Annotated in this window: 13 protein-coding genes; 8 read left to right on the plus strand and 5 right to left on the minus strand. The window is 74.9% G+C overall.

Features of this window, described 5'->3' with window-relative positions:
• Positions 1–64: 64 nt before the first annotated feature.
• Positions 65–1,012: a serine/threonine-protein kinase gene (locus ABZ809_RS25565; RefSeq protein ID WP_357565132.1), complete on the minus strand. Its 948-nt coding sequence runs from the start codon at positions 1,010–1,012 to the stop codon at positions 65–67.
• A 171-nt stretch (positions 1,013–1,183) separates the two neighbouring features.
• Between ABZ809_RS25565 and ABZ809_RS25570 the strand changes: the two genes are divergently transcribed.
• From ABZ809_RS25570 to ABZ809_RS25580, 3 genes are all read left to right on the plus strand, one after another.
• Positions 1,184–1,417, plus strand: a complete 234-nt coding sequence (locus ABZ809_RS25570) for a hypothetical protein (protein WP_357565133.1) — start codon at positions 1,184–1,186, stop codon at positions 1,415–1,417.
• Positions 1,418–1,553: 136 nt separating this feature from the next.
• Complete coding sequence (locus ABZ809_RS25575) at positions 1,554–2,300, plus strand: response regulator transcription factor (RefSeq protein WP_357565134.1); 747 nt, start codon at positions 1,554–1,556, stop codon at positions 2,298–2,300.
• 28 nt (positions 2,301–2,328) lie between these two features.
• Positions 2,329–3,777: a HAMP domain-containing sensor histidine kinase gene (locus ABZ809_RS25580; RefSeq protein WP_357565178.1), complete on the plus strand. Its 1,449-nt coding sequence runs from the start codon at positions 2,329–2,331 to the stop codon at positions 3,775–3,777.
• Between the two features lie 50 nt (positions 3,778–3,827).
• Here ABZ809_RS25580 and ABZ809_RS25585 read toward each other — a convergent pair whose 3' ends face one another.
• The gene (locus ABZ809_RS25585) at positions 3,828–4,682 is read right to left on the minus strand and encodes an arginase family protein (protein WP_357565135.1); all 855 of its coding nucleotides are present in this window, start codon (positions 4,680–4,682) and stop codon (positions 3,828–3,830) included.
• 37 nt (positions 4,683–4,719) lie between these two features.
• On the opposite strand from ABZ809_RS25585, the gene ABZ809_RS25590 reads away from it, so the two are divergent.
• On the plus strand, positions 4,720–5,415 hold the full coding sequence (locus ABZ809_RS25590; RefSeq protein ID WP_357565136.1) for a helix-turn-helix transcriptional regulator: 696 nt from the start codon (positions 4,720–4,722) through the stop codon (positions 5,413–5,415).
• Between the two features lie 52 nt (positions 5,416–5,467).
• Here the strand turns inward: ABZ809_RS25590 and ABZ809_RS25595 are convergent, their stop codons facing one another.
• On the minus strand, positions 5,468–5,863 hold the full coding sequence (locus ABZ809_RS25595; RefSeq protein WP_357565137.1) for a VOC family protein: 396 nt from the start codon (positions 5,861–5,863) through the stop codon (positions 5,468–5,470).
• Between the two features lie 189 nt (positions 5,864–6,052).
• On the opposite strand from ABZ809_RS25595, the gene ABZ809_RS25600 reads away from it, so the two are divergent.
• The 4 genes from ABZ809_RS25600 to ABZ809_RS25615 all read left to right on the plus strand — a co-directional run bounded on the left by ABZ809_RS25600 (position 6,053) and on the right by ABZ809_RS25615 (position 11,213).
• Positions 6,053–6,202, plus strand: a complete 150-nt coding sequence (locus ABZ809_RS25600) for a hypothetical protein (protein ID WP_165947858.1) — start codon at positions 6,053–6,055, stop codon at positions 6,200–6,202.
• Between the two features lie 7 nt (positions 6,203–6,209).
• Entirely contained in the window at positions 6,210–7,634 is a 1,425-nt protein-coding gene (locus tag ABZ809_RS25605; protein WP_357565138.1) for a methyltransferase, read from the plus strand.
• Positions 7,627–9,711 (plus strand): sulfatase-like hydrolase/transferase, encoded by a 2,085-nt coding sequence (locus tag ABZ809_RS25610; protein ID WP_357565139.1) that lies wholly within the window; start codon positions 7,627–7,629, stop codon positions 9,709–9,711. Before ABZ809_RS25605 ends, ABZ809_RS25610 begins: the two co-directional genes overlap by 8 nt.
• 218 nt (positions 9,712–9,929) lie before the next feature.
• The gene (locus tag ABZ809_RS25615) at positions 9,930–11,213 is read left to right on the plus strand and encodes a citrate synthase (RefSeq protein WP_357565140.1); all 1,284 of its coding nucleotides are present in this window, start codon (positions 9,930–9,932) and stop codon (positions 11,211–11,213) included.
• Between the two features lie 141 nt (positions 11,214–11,354).
• Here the strand turns inward: ABZ809_RS25615 and ABZ809_RS25620 are convergent, their stop codons facing one another.
• On the minus strand, positions 11,355–12,746 hold the full coding sequence (locus ABZ809_RS25620; RefSeq protein WP_357565141.1) for a glycosyltransferase family 4 protein: 1,392 nt from the start codon (positions 12,744–12,746) through the stop codon (positions 11,355–11,357).
• A gap of 396 nt (positions 12,747–13,142) precedes the next feature.
• Positions 13,143–13,844 (minus strand): fasciclin domain-containing protein, encoded by a 702-nt coding sequence (locus tag ABZ809_RS25625; protein WP_357565142.1) that lies wholly within the window; start codon positions 13,842–13,844, stop codon positions 13,143–13,145.
• Positions 13,845–13,906 lie beyond the last annotated feature (62 nt).

Raw genomic sequence — 13,906 nt, forward strand, 5'->3', positions numbered from 1 at the left:
GGTGGGAGAGCCGGCGGCGGGCGCCGGGGAGCGGAGGTGGACCACCCGGGCGGCCCGGGAAGGCTCAGCCGGCCTGGGTCGACCAGCCGGGGATCGGGGCCGCCTCGGTCACCTCGGCCGCGGCCCGGGCGGTCCACGGCGACACCGGCACGGCGCGCTGCCGCGGTGCCACCGGCTGCCGCATCGGCACGTACACCCGGGCGTCCACCGTCTCGGCCAGCAGCAGCGCGGCCACGAGGCTGGACGGCCGGTCGTCCGGGTCGTCGGCCAGGCAACTCGCGCACAGCTCGGCCACCTCCGGCGGCAGCCCCTCGATCTCGGGCAGCGGCAGGGGCGGTTGCCGCCGCCGTGCGCCGAGCAGTTGCGTCGTCGTGCCCGCCGCGTACGGCAGCCGCCCGGTCAGGCAGTAGTAGAGCAGGACGCCGACGGCGTACATGTCGGCGGCCGGCGTCGCGGGCGCCCGTTCCCACTGCTCCGGCGCGAGATAGGCCGGCGTGCCGACCACCATCCCCTCCGGCAACTCGTCCGGGGTGCCGGAGGGCGTGGCGATGCCGAAGTCGAGCACCTTCACGCCGGCCGGGGCCAGGATCACGTTCGCCGGCTTGACGTCGCGGTGCACGATGCCGTGCGCGTGGGCCGCGGCCAGCGCGGCGCAGACCTCGGCACAGACCCGTACGGCGATGCGCCAGTCCAGCGGCCCGGCCCGCAGGTGCGCCGCCAGGGTCTCGCCCTCGGCCAGCTCCATGACGATGTAGGGCACCTGGCCACCGGGTCCCGTCGCGCACGTGCCGAAGTCGTGCACGGACGCCACGTTCGGATGGACCAGCCGGGCGGCCGACCGCGCCTCCGCGCGGATCCGCGCCACGGTGGCCTCCTGCCCCTTCTGCCCGGGCGACATCACCTTCACCGCGACCGGCCGGTCCAGCACCGCGTCGTGGGCCCGCCAGACCTCCGACATGCCCCCGATGCCGATGCGCTGTTCGAGCCGGTACCGCCCGTCCAGCGTCCGCATCGACTGCTCCTCGTGACTCGTGGCCGTCGGCACCCGCGACGGCTTCTCCGCTGCGGTACCCGAGCTCCGATCAGGGCAAACCGCTACCGGATCCGGGCGGGGCCGCGCCCGGATCCGGTAGCTTGCGAGCCAGGGCGACGGCAGGGCGGTACGCGGGAGAGGCGGGCGCGGATGAGCGAGGTGACCGTACGCTTCGTGGACGGCCCGGCCCACGACCTGGTGCGGGCGCTGCCCGCCGAGCCGGACGGCTCCCCACCGGCGCACTGGGTCCTGCGGCATCCCGACGGGGCCGGGGCACCGGCCGGTGGCGGGCCGGACCACCTCTACCGCCGCGGGCACCCCGTCGGCGACGACACCTGGACGATGCGCTTCGTGCACACCTACCCGGTGGGCATGACCGAATGAGACCACCCGTCGCGCGTCGGGCGGCCGGCCGGCGGTGGCCGGGGCGCCGGGCACCGGGGCAGGGCCCGGCCGACGCACAGCGGGGACACAGCTGACGCACACATCGGGCACAGCGGGCCGACCCACGATGGGGGTCATGGTGACGGACGGGCAGGTCGGGGCGGGCCGGGTGGAGCTGCGCCGCCCCGACGGCGAACCGGTGCGGGTGCTGGTGGTCGACGACGAGCCGACGCTGGCCGACCTGCTGTCGATGGCGCTGCGCTACGAGGGCTGGCAGGTGCGCACGGCGGGCGACGGTACGTCGGCGCTGAACGCGGCGCGGCAGTTCCAGCCGGACGCCGTGGTGCTCGACGTGATGCTGCCCGACCTGGACGGCTTCCAGGTGCTGCGCCGGCTGCGCGAGCAGGCGCCGACGGTGCCGGTGCTCTTCCTGACCGCCCGCGACGCGGTGGAGGACCGGATCGCCGGGCTGACGGTGGGCGGCGACGACTACGTCACCAAGCCGTTCAGCCTGGAGGAGGTGATCGCCCGGCTGCGGGCGCTGCTGCGCCGCTCGGGGTTCGCCGTCGCCGCCCGCACCGACGCGGTGCTGACCGTCGGCGACCTCAGCCTCGACGAGGACAGCCACGAGGTGCGCCGCGGCGACCGGCCGATCACCCTCACCGCCACCGAGTTCGAGCTGCTGCGTTACCTCATGCGCAACCCGCGCCGGGTGCTGAGCAAGGCGCAGATCCTCGACCGGGTCTGGAACTACGACTTCGGCGGCCAGGCCAACGTGGTGGAGCTGTACATCTCGTACCTGCGGAAGAAGATCGACGTTGGCCGGCAGCCGATGATCCACACGCTGCGCGGCGCGGGGTATGTCCTCCGACCGGCGGAGTGAGCGGCGGGTGGGCCCGCTCCGCCGGTGGCTGGCCGGCCTGTCGCTGCGGACCCGCCTGGTGGTCATCCTGGTCGCGCTGCTGGCCCTGGTCAGCGTCGCCATCGGCGGGATCACCACGGTCGCGCTGCGGCAGTTCCTGATCGACCGGGTGGACGACCAGTTGGCGCCGATGCGGACCGGCCCCGGTCGTGGCGGGCCGTCGCCGTTCGAGCCGCCGCCCGGCGCGACCGTCCCGTCGGACGCGCGGATCCCCCGTGGCTTCCCGCCGGGCGCCGTCGTCGCCGAGGTGGTCGACGGCAGGGTGACCTGGGCCTGGACCCTGGCCGACCGGCAGGAGCGCGCCATCCCCGCCGGGGAGGTGGCGACCCTCGCCGACCTGCCCGCGGACGGCCGGCCCCGCACCCGGGAGCTGGGGGAGCTCGGCGACTACCGGGTGGTGGCGCGGGAGTCCGCGGGCGGCACCGTGCGGGTGTTCGGCCTGCCGCTGTCGGGCGTGTCGGAGACCGTCTGGTGGATGGTCGCCGCGCAGGCCGCAGTGGCGACCGTGGGCCTCGTCGTCGCCGGCGGGGCCGGCGCCCTCATCGTGCGGGCGACCCTGCGCCCGCTGCGCCGGGTCGCCGCCACCGCCGGCCGGGTCAGCGAGCTGCCCCTGGACCGGGGCGAGGTCGCGCTCCCGGTGCGGGTCCCGGCCGCCGACACCGATCCGCGTACCGAGGTCGGCCAGGTCGGCGCGGCCCTGAACCGGATGCTGGGGCACGTCGCCGCCGCGCTCGCCGCGCGCCAGGCCAGCGAGACCCGGGTACGCCAGTTCGTCGCCGACGCCAGCCACGAGCTGCGTACCCCGCTGGCGGCCATCCGCGGGTACGCCGAGGTGGCCCGGCGTGGCCGGGACGAGGTGCCGCCCGACGTGGCCCACGCGCTGCGCCGGGTCGAGTCCGAGAGCGCCCGGATGACCAGCCTCGTCGACGACCTGCTGCTGCTCGCCCGGCTCGACTCGGGCCGCCCGCTCTCGGCGCAGCCGGTGGACCTGTCCGCGCTGGTGGTGGACGCGGTGAGCGACGCCCACGTGGCGGGGCCGGAGCATCGTTGGCAGCTCGACCTGCCGGACACGGTCGTGCGGGTCACCGGCGACCCGGCGCGGCTGTACCAGGTGCTGGCGAACCTGCTGGCCAACGCCCGGGTGCACACTCCGCCCGGCAGCAGGGTCACCACCACCCTGCGGGTGGACGCGGGTGTCGCCGTGCTCGGCGTCGCCGACGACGGCCCCGGTGTGCCGCCGGCGCTGCGGGCCGAGGTGTTCGAACGCTTCTCCCGGGGCGACAGCTCCCGCTCCCGGGCGCACGGCAGCACCGGGCTCGGCCTGGCGATCGTGGCCGCCGTGGTGGAGGCCCACCACGGCACGGTCGGGCTGGACAGCCGGCCGGGCCGGACCGTGTTCACCGTCCGGCTGCCGGGCGCCGCCACCACCGGCGCCTAGCTCGGGCCGGTGCCCCGTGCGAGGGTGCGAAAAGCGCCGCGTCCCGGCGGTCAGTCGGCCAGCAGCTCGGCGAGGGCCTGGACGATGCGTTCCGCGTGGCGCCCGTCCGGGTCCTCGTCGGCGTTGAAGTCGGTGACGCTCATGCCGATCAGCCGACCGGAACGCACCAGCGGTCGGGTCAGCGCGGTCACGTCGGCCCAGTCCAGGCCGCCCGGCTCGGGGTAGCTGACCGCCGGCAGCACGAGCGGGTCGAGCACGTCGAGGTCGAGGTGCAGCCAGGCCGGCGTCGTACCGGCGGCGAGATCGTTTCCCACCGTCGCCGCGTCGGCGCCGCGCAGTCGGCTCGCCGGCACCAGGTGCACGGCCGGGTCCACCCGGGAGGCCTCCCTGCCGTCCGCCGAGGCCTGGTCGAGCGGCCGGTGGCCGAGCACGTGCACCTGGTCGGGGTCGACCAGCGGGCCCTCCCGGTCGAGGACCCCCGCCGGACCGTGGTCGGTGACGATCGACAGGTCCATGTCCGCACCCTCGCCGGTGGGCGAGGACCGGCCGTCCTCGAAATCCAGGTGGGCGTCGAGGAACCACAGGTCGAAGCCGGCGGAGAGCCCCTGCAACGCGCCCGGCAGGATCGCGCAGTCGCCGCCGAGCAGCAGCGGGTGCCGTCCCGTGTCGAGCAGCTCCGTCACCCGGGCGGCGATCGCCCGGCTCGCGCGACGCACCTGGTCGGCGCCGACCACACCGGTCTCCGGGTCCCGGACCGGGTCGGTGATCAGGGCGTCGACCGTGCCGGCGTCCGCCGCACCCAGCCGGCCCAGCAGCCCGGCGGCCCGCAGCGCCTCGGGCGCCCGCCGCTCGCCCCTGCCGCGTCCGGAGGAGTCGAGCGGGGCGTCCAACACCGACCATCGCACATCCGGAGGCTAGCCCGGCCGTGGCAGGCTGGGCGGCATGTACCGGGAACGTCCCGCCGGGTTCGCCCGTGCGGTGTTGTGGACCAGCACCACGGCGGCGGGCGCCGCGCCGACCAGGGTGCTCCCTGACGGCTGCCTCGACCTGCTCTGGTCGAGCCGGGGCGGGCTGCTGGTGGCCGGGCCGGACCGCACCGCGTACCTGAGCGGCGGCGGGCCGGCGGAGCGCTGGGTGGGGCTGCGGCTGCCGCCGGGCACTGGCCCGGCGGTGTTCGGCGTGCCGGCCGTCGAACTGCGCGACCGGCGGGTCCCGCTGGGCGACCTGTGGCCGGCCCGGGACGTCGCCCGGCTGGCCGAGCGGGCGGAGGCGGTTCCGGCCGCCGTACTGGCGGAGGTCGCCGTGGCGCGGCTGCGGGCGGCCGGCGGGCCCGATCCGCTCGGCGCGCGGGTCGCCGCCGCGCTGTCGGCCGGTGCGGGCGTGGCCGCGACCGCCGCCGAGACCGGTCTCGACCCGCGTGCCCTGCACCGTCGCTGCCGGCACCTGTTCGGGTACGGCCCGAAGACGCTGGCGCGGATCCTGCGGATGCGGCGGGCGCTGGCACTGGCCCGGGCCGACACCCCACTGGCGGAGGTGGCGGCCCGCTGCGGCTTCGCCGACCAGGCGCACCTCACGCGCGACGTACGCGATCTCGCCGGAGTGCCGCCGACGGCCCTGCTACCTCCCCGCCCGGTGTAAGGAAGGGCACCTTCCTAACGCATAGCGTTAGGAAGGTGCCCTTCCTTACACCTCAGCTCGCAGGGAGCGGGGCGAACAGGTCCACGCCGTTGCCGTCCGGGTCGAGCAGCACCGCGTACCGCTGGCCCCAGTAGGCGTCCCACGGGGGCAGGTGGCCCTGGTGCCCCTCGGCCACCAGTTCCGCGTAGAGCCGGTCCACCTCGGCCGGGTCGGCGCACCGGAAGGCGAGGCCGGCCCCGCCGCCGCCCCCCGGCCTCCAGTCCGGGTCGAACGAGCGGATGGTCTCGGCGGTGTCCCAGGCCAGCCGGAGTCCCCCGGGCAGGGTGATCTCGACGTGCGGTGCGGTGTCGGCATCCGCCGGGATGTCGAGGCCGAGTCGGCGGTAGAAGGCGAGGGAGCGGGGCAGGTCGCTGCTGACCAGGCCGATGAGGTCGAGTGTCGGTGCCATGGCGTCCACGGTAGGGGCGGGGCCGGGCGGGTGTCTTGAACGAAACGGACGCCGGACGGACTACCGGGTGTGGCCCTCACGAGCCGGACGATCGGCGTAGCGTGTGAGACAAGTCCGGCTTTCCAGGCAAATCCCCCAGAGGGCGTGCCCGCGGACGCCGGTGTCGAGACGCGAGGGAAGGAGCGGTCGGTGGAACACCTGGCCTACCTGGACGCGGGGTCCGGCAGCCTGATCGTGCAGGCGGTGGTCGGCGGGGTGGCCGGCGCCGCGGTGGCGGCCAAGCTCTACTGGCGGCGCCTGGTCGACCGGTTCCGCCGCCAGCCCACCGACCAGCGCTGATCCGGCGATGGGGATCTCCCGTACCGGCCTGCGCACCGAGCCCGGCTCGTTCCGCGACCCCGCCAACCGGGTCTTCCACCTCGACGGGGACGTGTTGCGCGGGCTGGACGAGCGCGCCGCCGGGCAGTGGCGCGAGCTGACCGCCAGTGACTTCTTCCCGCCCCTGCTGGCCGCCGGCAAGGTGTGCGGCACCGAGCCGGTCGAGCCGGCCGTCGTGCCGTCGGGGGACCGGTGGGCCGCCGTGCTCCGCCACGAGCGCATCCCGTTCGTCTCCCACCCGTACGAGTGGTCCTTCGCCATGCTCCGCGACGCGGCGCTGCTGCACCTGGAGATCCTGCGGGCGGCGCTGCCGGCCGGGTTCACCACCAAGGACGGCTCGGCGTACAACCTCCAGTGGCGGGGCGCGGAGCCGGTCTTCATCGACGTCGGCTCGTTCGCCCCGGCCCGCGACGGCGAGCCCTGGGCCGGTTACCGGCAGTTCTGCCAGACGCTGCTCTACCCGCTGCTGCTCGGCGCCCACCTCGGGCTGGACTTCCAGCCCTGGCTGCGCGCCCGGGTCGACGGCATCGAGCCAGACCAGATGCGCCGGCTGTTCGGCGGCACCCGACGCCTGCTGCCCGGCGTGCTCACCCACGTGCACCTGCACGACGCGATGCAGCGGCGCAACGCGACGGCCAGCACCGCCGACGTCCGGTCCCAGCTGCGGGCCGCCGGCTACTCCCGGGAGTTGGCGCTGGCCACCGTACGCGGGATCGAGAAGCTCGTCCGCCGGCTGGAACACCAGCCGGCGGCCAGCCACTGGATCGACTACCAGCGCACCTGCGCCTACAGCGCGGACGACCGGGCGGCCAAGGAACGCTTCGTCACCGAGGCGCTGGCCGAGGGGCCGCGGCCCCGCCTGGCGCTGGACCTCGGCGCCAACGACGGCCGGTACGCCCGGCTCGCCGCCCGGCACGCCGACTACGTGGTCGCGGTGGAGCAGGACCCGGGCGTGGTCGACGGGCTCTACCGGGCGCTGCGCGCGCAGGGGGAGCGGCGGATCCTGCCCCTGGTGATGGACCTCGCCGACCCGTCCCCCGGCGGCGGCTGGCGCGGGGTGGAGCGGGCGTCGTTCGCGGACCGGGCCGAGGCGGACGTCGTGCTCGCCCTGGCCGTGGTGCACCACCTGGCGATCGGGCGCAACGTGCCGCTGCCCGAGGTGCTGGACTGGCTCGTCGGGCTCGCCACCCCCGGCGCCCGGGTCGTGGTGGAGTTCGTCCACCCCGACGACCCGATGGCCCGGCGGCTGCTGGCGAACAAGCCCGAGGGACTCTTCCCCGACTACCGGCGGGCCGAGTTCGAGCGGCTGCTCGGGGCGCGCTGCCGGATCGCGCGCCGGCTCGACCTGCCCTCGGGCACCCGGACGCTCTACGCGGCGGTCGTGGGTGGCTGAGCGGGCGAACGCCCCGGCCCCCGACGCGGCAGGCCAGTCCGCCCCCGACCCCGCCGCCCGAGCCAGTCAAGCCAGCCGGGCAGGTCGGGTCAGCCGGGTCGGGTGGCGGGCGGAACTGGGCCGGCTGGCCGAGGTGGCGGGTCTCCTCGGGCTCGTGGTCACCCAGCCGCTGCTGGACGTCCTCGGGCGCAGCCCCGACTTCTTCCTGTTCCACCGGGCCGACCGGGGCGAGATCCTGCTGCTGGTGGTGGTGATCGCGCTGCTGCCCACCGCCGCCGTGGCGCTGCTCGGCGTGCTGTCCCGGCTGGCCGGGCGCACCACCCGGTCGGTGACGCACACCCTGCTGGTCGGGCTGCTGCTCGCCGCGCTGGCCGTGCAGGTGGGCCGGCACGGTACGCCGCTGCGGGGCGTACCGCTGCTGCTGGTCGCCGGGCTGGTCGGCGCCGCCGGTGCGGCCGCCCACCGGCGGTGGCGCGCGCCCGGACGGGTGCTGCGCCTAGCCGCGGCCGGCCCGCTGCTGTTCGTGGGGCTGTTCGTGTTCGTCTCGCCCACCTCGACGGTCGTGCTGCCCCGGGGCGAGGGCGGTGCCGCCGGGGTGGCGGGGCCCGGCAACCACCCGCCCGTGGTCGTGCTGGTCCTCGACGAGCTGCCCCTGGTCTCCCTGCTCGGTGAGGACGGGCGGGTCGACGCCGCCCGGTTCCCGCACTTCGCCGAGCTGGCCGGCGGCTCGACCTGGTACCGCAACGCCACCGGGGTCAGCGGCTGGACGCCCTACGCGCTGCCGGCGATGCTCACCGGCCGGTACCCGCAGCGGGCCTCGGCGCCGCACTACTCGCAGTACCCGGACAACCTCTTCACCGCCTTCGGCGGGCTGTACGACGTGCGCGCCGAGGAGAGCATCACGCGGCTCTGCCCGCCCAGCCGCTGCGAGCAGCCGGTCAGCCCGGAGCAGGGGATGGGCGTGCTGGTCCGGCAGGCCGGCGGGCTGCTGCGCCAGCTCACCGCCCCGGTGGACAGCCGCGTCGACCCGGAGGACTCCTACCGCGAACGCACCCGGGCGGAGGCGGGCATCGACGCCGCCGAACCGGTGCCGGCGGACCCGAAGTTCCGCTGGGACAGCCTGGACGACAACCAGCCGGCCCGGTTCACCAGCTTCCTGGCCGGGCTGCGTCCGGCGCCCCGGCCCACGCTGCACTTCCTGCACCTGCTGATGCCGCACTCGCCGTGGGCGTACCTGCCGTCAGGGGTGCGCTACGACGCACCGGAGGACCTGCCGAACGACGGCGAAGGCTGGACGGAGCTGGCCCGGGGGCGGCACCTCGCACAGCTCGGCTACACCGACCGGCTGATCGGGCAGACCCTGCGCACCCTGCGCGCCACCGGCCTCTACGACCAGTCCCTGCTGGTGGTCACCGCCGACCACGGGGTCAGCTTCACGCGGGGCGCGCAGGGCCGCGGCATGGACGCCATCCGGGCCGCTCCCGGCGAGGTCGCCTGGGTGCCGACGTTCGTCAAGACCCCGGGCCAGCGCGCCGGACGGGTCGACGACCGCAACTGGCAGCACGTCGACCTGCTGCCCACCATCGCCGACGAGGCGGCCATCCGGCTCCCGTGGCCGGTCGACGGCCGGTCCGCCCGCCAGGCGCCGCGGGCCGAGGCGGGCAAGGTGTTCTACGACCGCCCCGGCCAGCCGACCCCGATCGCCGGGGGCGTGCCGGCGCCGCTCGTGCCGCCGGCGCCGCATCCGTTGGTGGGCACCGCCGTCGGGGACCGGCCGGCCGGCGGCACCGCCCGCGTCGCCGACCTGGCCGCGTACAGCGCCGTCGACCCGGACGCCGGGCGGCTGCCGGCGGTCGTCTGGGGCGACGTGCCCGACGAGATGCCCGACGGCACCCCGCTGGCGATCGCCGTCAACGGCCGGGTCGGCGCGGTCGTCCCGGTGGTTCCCCGCGACACCGGCGGTCGCCGGTTCGCCGCCCTGCTCGCCGACGACCGGCTCTTCCACGCCGGCGCGAACCGGCTCGACGTCTACCGGGTCGACCCCGACGGGTCGCTGCGCCGTCTCGACCTCTCCTGACCGCCGCCACCTCCTCGGCGTACGCGTCGGGTCGGTAGCGTTCCGAAGCTCCGCTCACCGACCTCATGCCCGAAATGGGCGGGTTTCCCGGCTCGCTGGCCGGGAAACGGGTGACGCATGCCTCACCGCCGAACCACGACGGGCGGTACCTCCTCGGCCGTGATTACGGTAAAAGCGAAGGCAATTCAACGCAGATCTGCCGGCGAAGCGAGGGACACATGACGGAAGTCAAGCTCGATCACCCCGGTGGGCAGCTTTCGATGCCGGTGCAATCCGCAGTCGAGGGCCCCGCCGGCATCGGGGTGGGCAAGCTGCTGAAGGAAACCGGGATGACGACGTACGACCCGGGTTTCGTCAACACCGCGGCGTGCTCGTCCGCCATCACCTACATCGACGGCGATGCGGGCATCCTGCGCTACCGCGGCTACCCGATCGAGCAGCTCGCCGAGAAGTCCTCCTTCCTGGAGGTCTCCTACCTGCTGATCTACGGTGAGCTGCCGACCCAGCAGCAGCTGACCGAGTTCACCGAGCGGATCCGGCGGCACTCGCTGCTGCACGAGGAGATGCGCCGGTTCTTCGACGGCTTCCCGCGTGACGCGCACCCGATGGCCGTGCTCTCCTCGGCCGTCAGCGCCATCTCCACCTTCTACCAGGACAGCCTGGACCCGTTCGACTCCTCGCACGTGGAGATGTCCACCGTGCGGCTGATGGCGAAGGTCCCCACCATCGCCTCGTACGCGTACAAGAAGTCGATCGGCCAGCCGCTGCTGTACCCGGACAACTCGCTGGGTTACGTGGAGAACTTCCTGCGGATGACGTTCGGCGTGCCGGCGGAGCCGTACGAGGTCGACCCGGTGATGGCCAAGGTGCTGGACATGCTGTTCATCCTGCACGCCGACCACGAGCAGAACTGCTCCACGTCGACCGTGCGGCTGGTCGGCTCCAGCAACGCCAACCTCTTCGCGTCGGTCTCCGCCGGCGTGAACGCGCTGTTCGGTCCGCTGCACGGCGGCGCCAACCAGGCCGTGTTGGAGATGCTGGAGAAGATCCAGGCCGACGGCGGCGACGTCGGGTCCTTCGTCCGCAAGGTGAAGGACAAGCAGGACGGCGTGAAGCTGATGGGCTTCGGCCACCGGGTCTACAAGAACTACGACCCGCGCGCGGCGATCGTGAAGAAGGCGGCGCAGGACGTGCTCGGCCGGATGGCCAAGCCGGACCCGCTGCTGGACATCGCGATGCAGCTGGAGGAGATCGCGCTCGCCGACGAGTTCTTCGTCTCCCGCAAGCTCTACCCGAACGTGGACTTCTACACCGGCCTGATCTACAAGGCCATGGGCTTCCCGACCAAGATGTTCACGGTGCTGTTCGCGCTGGGCCGGCTTCCCGGCTGGATCGCCCAGTGGCGCGAGATGATCAACGACCCGGAGACGAAGATCGGCCGTCCGCGGCAGCTCTACCTCGGCGCCCCCGAGCGGACGTACACCCCGTTCGAGCAGCGCTGACTCCGGCCGTACCGACGGCGGAGGCCGCCGACCCGCACCGGGTCGGCGGCCTCCGCCGTCTCGCGCCCTGCGCTCTGCTGCCGGTTAGGAAGGGCACCTTCCACTACCGGAAACGATAGGAAGGTGCCCTTCCTTACCCCCTCAGCGGAGGCCGGCGGCGGCCAGCAGGTTGCCCTCGGCGACGGCCGGTACGGCGCGACCCCGGGTCACCCGCTCGGCGGCGAACGCTCCGGCGGTGGCGATCGCCGCCGCGTAGGCGTTGGCCGTACGCTGCGCGATGGCCGACCAGCCGTACCGGTCGTGGACCATGGCGCGGGCCCGGCGGGCGAGGTCGCGGGCCCGGTCCCGGTCCGACAGCAGCGCGTGCACGGCGTCGGTCAGCCCGTCCGGGTCGTGCGGCCGGAAGGTCATCCCCGTCACCCCCGGCTCGACGATCTCGGCGAGCCCGCCGGTCGCGGCGACGGCCAGCGGCGCGCCGGCGGCGGCGCCCTCCAGGGCCACCATGCCGAACGGCTCGTAGATGCTCGGCACGGCGAAGCAGTCCGAGGCGGCCATCACGGCGGGCAACTCGGTGCCGCCCAGGAAACCGGGGAGGCTGACCGTGTCGCCCAGGCCCAGGCGGTGCACCTCGGCCTCCAGCTCGCCGCGGTACGGCCCGTCGCCGACGATGACCGCCCGCAGCCCGGGGTGCCGCTCGCGCAGCCGGGGCAGCCCGGCGATCAGGTGCTGCACGCCCTTCTCGTAGACCAGCCGGCCGGCGAAGGTGACCAGCGGTCCGTCCCCGGCGAACCGGGCCCGCGCCTTGGCCACCGCGGCCACCGGGGCCCGCCAGCGGTGCGGCTCCACGCCGTTGGGCACCACGTCGACCCGGCCGGCCGGTACGCCGAACAGCCCGGTCACCTCGTCGCGCATGTACCCGGAGCAGACGATCACCCGGCCCGACTCGCCGGCCAGCCAGTGCTCGACGCCGTGGATGGTGCGGTTCATCTCCTCCGGCAGCCAGCCCTGGTGCCGGCCGGCCTCGGTGGCGTGGATGGTGCTGACCAGCGGGATGTCCAGGTGCTCGCGCAGGGTCATCGCGGTGTGCGCGACGAGCCAGTCGTGGGCGTGGACGACGTCGTAGGAACCGGCCTCGGTGGCGCGCAGCGCGGCCCGGGTGAGGGTGTGGTTGAACGCCATGGTCCAGGCCAGCAGGGACGAGGTGGCCAGCGGGAAGGTGACCGGGTCCTCGGCGGCCCGGACGATCCGGACGCCGTCGGCGTACTCCTCCAGGGGTGCGCCGTCGGCGTGCCGGGTGACGACGGTGACCTCGTGCCCGGCGGCGGCCAGGGCCACCGACAGGGCGTGCACGTGCCGGCCGAGCCCACCGACCAGGACCGGCGGGTACTCCCAGGACAACATGAGGATGCGGCGGGTCTGCGGGGGCGTGCCCGATCCGGCCTGTGCCGGGACCTGGGGCCTGGAGGTGAGGGTGGGCCGGTGGACCCGGCCCGGGGCGGTGGCGGTCTGCTCGCCGGCCCGCAGGGTGGTCACATCAAACTCCGTCCATGCATGGTGGAACGCGCCGGCAACGGTGGCGGCGGAGAGGATGGGGGTGGCCGAACGGCCGAGTGGCGGCGCGCGTGCGCGCGCCCCTGACAAGGAAAAGCCATCCGGGCGGATCCCGCATCCCGAAACGGGGCATGGGTGACAGAGGACACCCGAGGACCCAGGTGGTGTCCCGTCGGCCGGAACGGCGTACGCCCGGGGCGGGCGGGGGAGAAGGTGCAGCGGCGTGCTCACCCCCAGCTCGCGATCTTGCACTTTGCGCCCCCACCATGGGAAGTATGTCGGGTTTGCGGGGGCAGGAAGTGCAAGATCGCGCGGGGGTGGACGACGCCGGCCGCCGACCCCGTGCAGACGGGTCGGCGGCCGGCGTCGTCGGGCCACTCAGTGGTGGTGGTCCTCCTCGTGGGCCGTGTCCGGCAGGTTGCCGAGCACCTTGTTGATCACGTGGATCCGGGTGTCGGCCGCGCGGTAGTCGGCGCAGACCGTCTCGGCCCGGTCGGCCAGCCTGGCACCCGGCCCGGCCCCGGTGACGGCGAGCGTGGTGCCGGCGAGGGTGGTGAGGGTGCCGGCGGCCACCAGGTCACCGACGGGGTGCGCCCCGGCGACCAGGTGCTCCCGCAGCAGCTTCCGCAGCGTGTCGGTGTCCTTGAGCAGCAGGTTGTCCATGTTGGCGGTGGAGAACTTGGCCCGGAAGGCATCGTCGGTCGGGGCGAGGATGGTCAGCCCGCCGGGGGCGGACAGCTCCTCGGCCATTCCGGTGGCCCGGACAGCCGCCTCGAACGTGGTGAGCACGGGGATCCAGGTGAGGGCCTGGCCGGGGGGCTGGCCCACCAGCGAGCCCGGGTTGCCCGGCTCGGTGCCCGACGGCAGCGCGTCGCACAGCGGTCCGGTGAGCGTCACCGGCGTGCCGCCGGCGGCCCGGTCCGTCGCGGCGGGCTTCTCCTCCGGCGAGCCGGTGCACCCGGTCACCGCGACCAGGAGGGCCAGCGCCGCCCCGGTCGCCGCCCGCCGACGACGGGCGGCCCGGGACAGGGGGCCGGGGCGCGACCCCGGGGTGGGGATGTCGGACACGGTCTTCTCCACTCCAGAACCGGTACGGCAGGTGCCGGCAGGTCGGCGGGCGGCCGACCTGCCGGCACCTCGGG

This window comes from Micromonospora sp. NPDC047074, assembly GCF_040643815.1.
Lineage (GTDB): Bacteria > Actinomycetota > Actinomycetes > Mycobacteriales > Micromonosporaceae > Micromonospora.

Excerpts from the sequence above, each read along its gene's own strand:
- ABZ809_RS25615 (WP_357565140.1), top strand. The coding sequence starts at position 9,930 with ATGACGGAAGTCAAGCTCGATCACCCCGGTGGGCAGCTTTCGATGCCG.
- ABZ809_RS25570 (WP_357565133.1), top strand. The coding sequence starts at position 1,184 with ATGAGCGAGGTGACCGTACGCTTCGTGGACGGCCCGGCCCACGACCTG.
- ABZ809_RS25575 (WP_357565134.1), top strand. The coding sequence starts at position 1,554 with ATGGTGACGGACGGGCAGGTCGGGGCGGGCCGGGTGGAGCTGCGCCGC.
- ABZ809_RS25605 (WP_357565138.1), top strand. The coding sequence starts at position 6,210 with ATGGGGATCTCCCGTACCGGCCTGCGCACCGAGCCCGGCTCGTTCCGC.
- ABZ809_RS25590 (WP_357565136.1), top strand. The coding sequence starts at position 4,720 with ATGTACCGGGAACGTCCCGCCGGGTTCGCCCGTGCGGTGTTGTGGACC.
- ABZ809_RS25595 (WP_357565137.1), bottom strand. The coding sequence starts at position 5,863 with ATGGCACCGACACTCGACCTCATCGGCCTGGTCAGCAGCGACCTGCCC.
- ABZ809_RS25565 (WP_357565132.1), bottom strand. The coding sequence starts at position 1,012 with ATGCGGACGCTGGACGGGCGGTACCGGCTCGAACAGCGCATCGGCATC.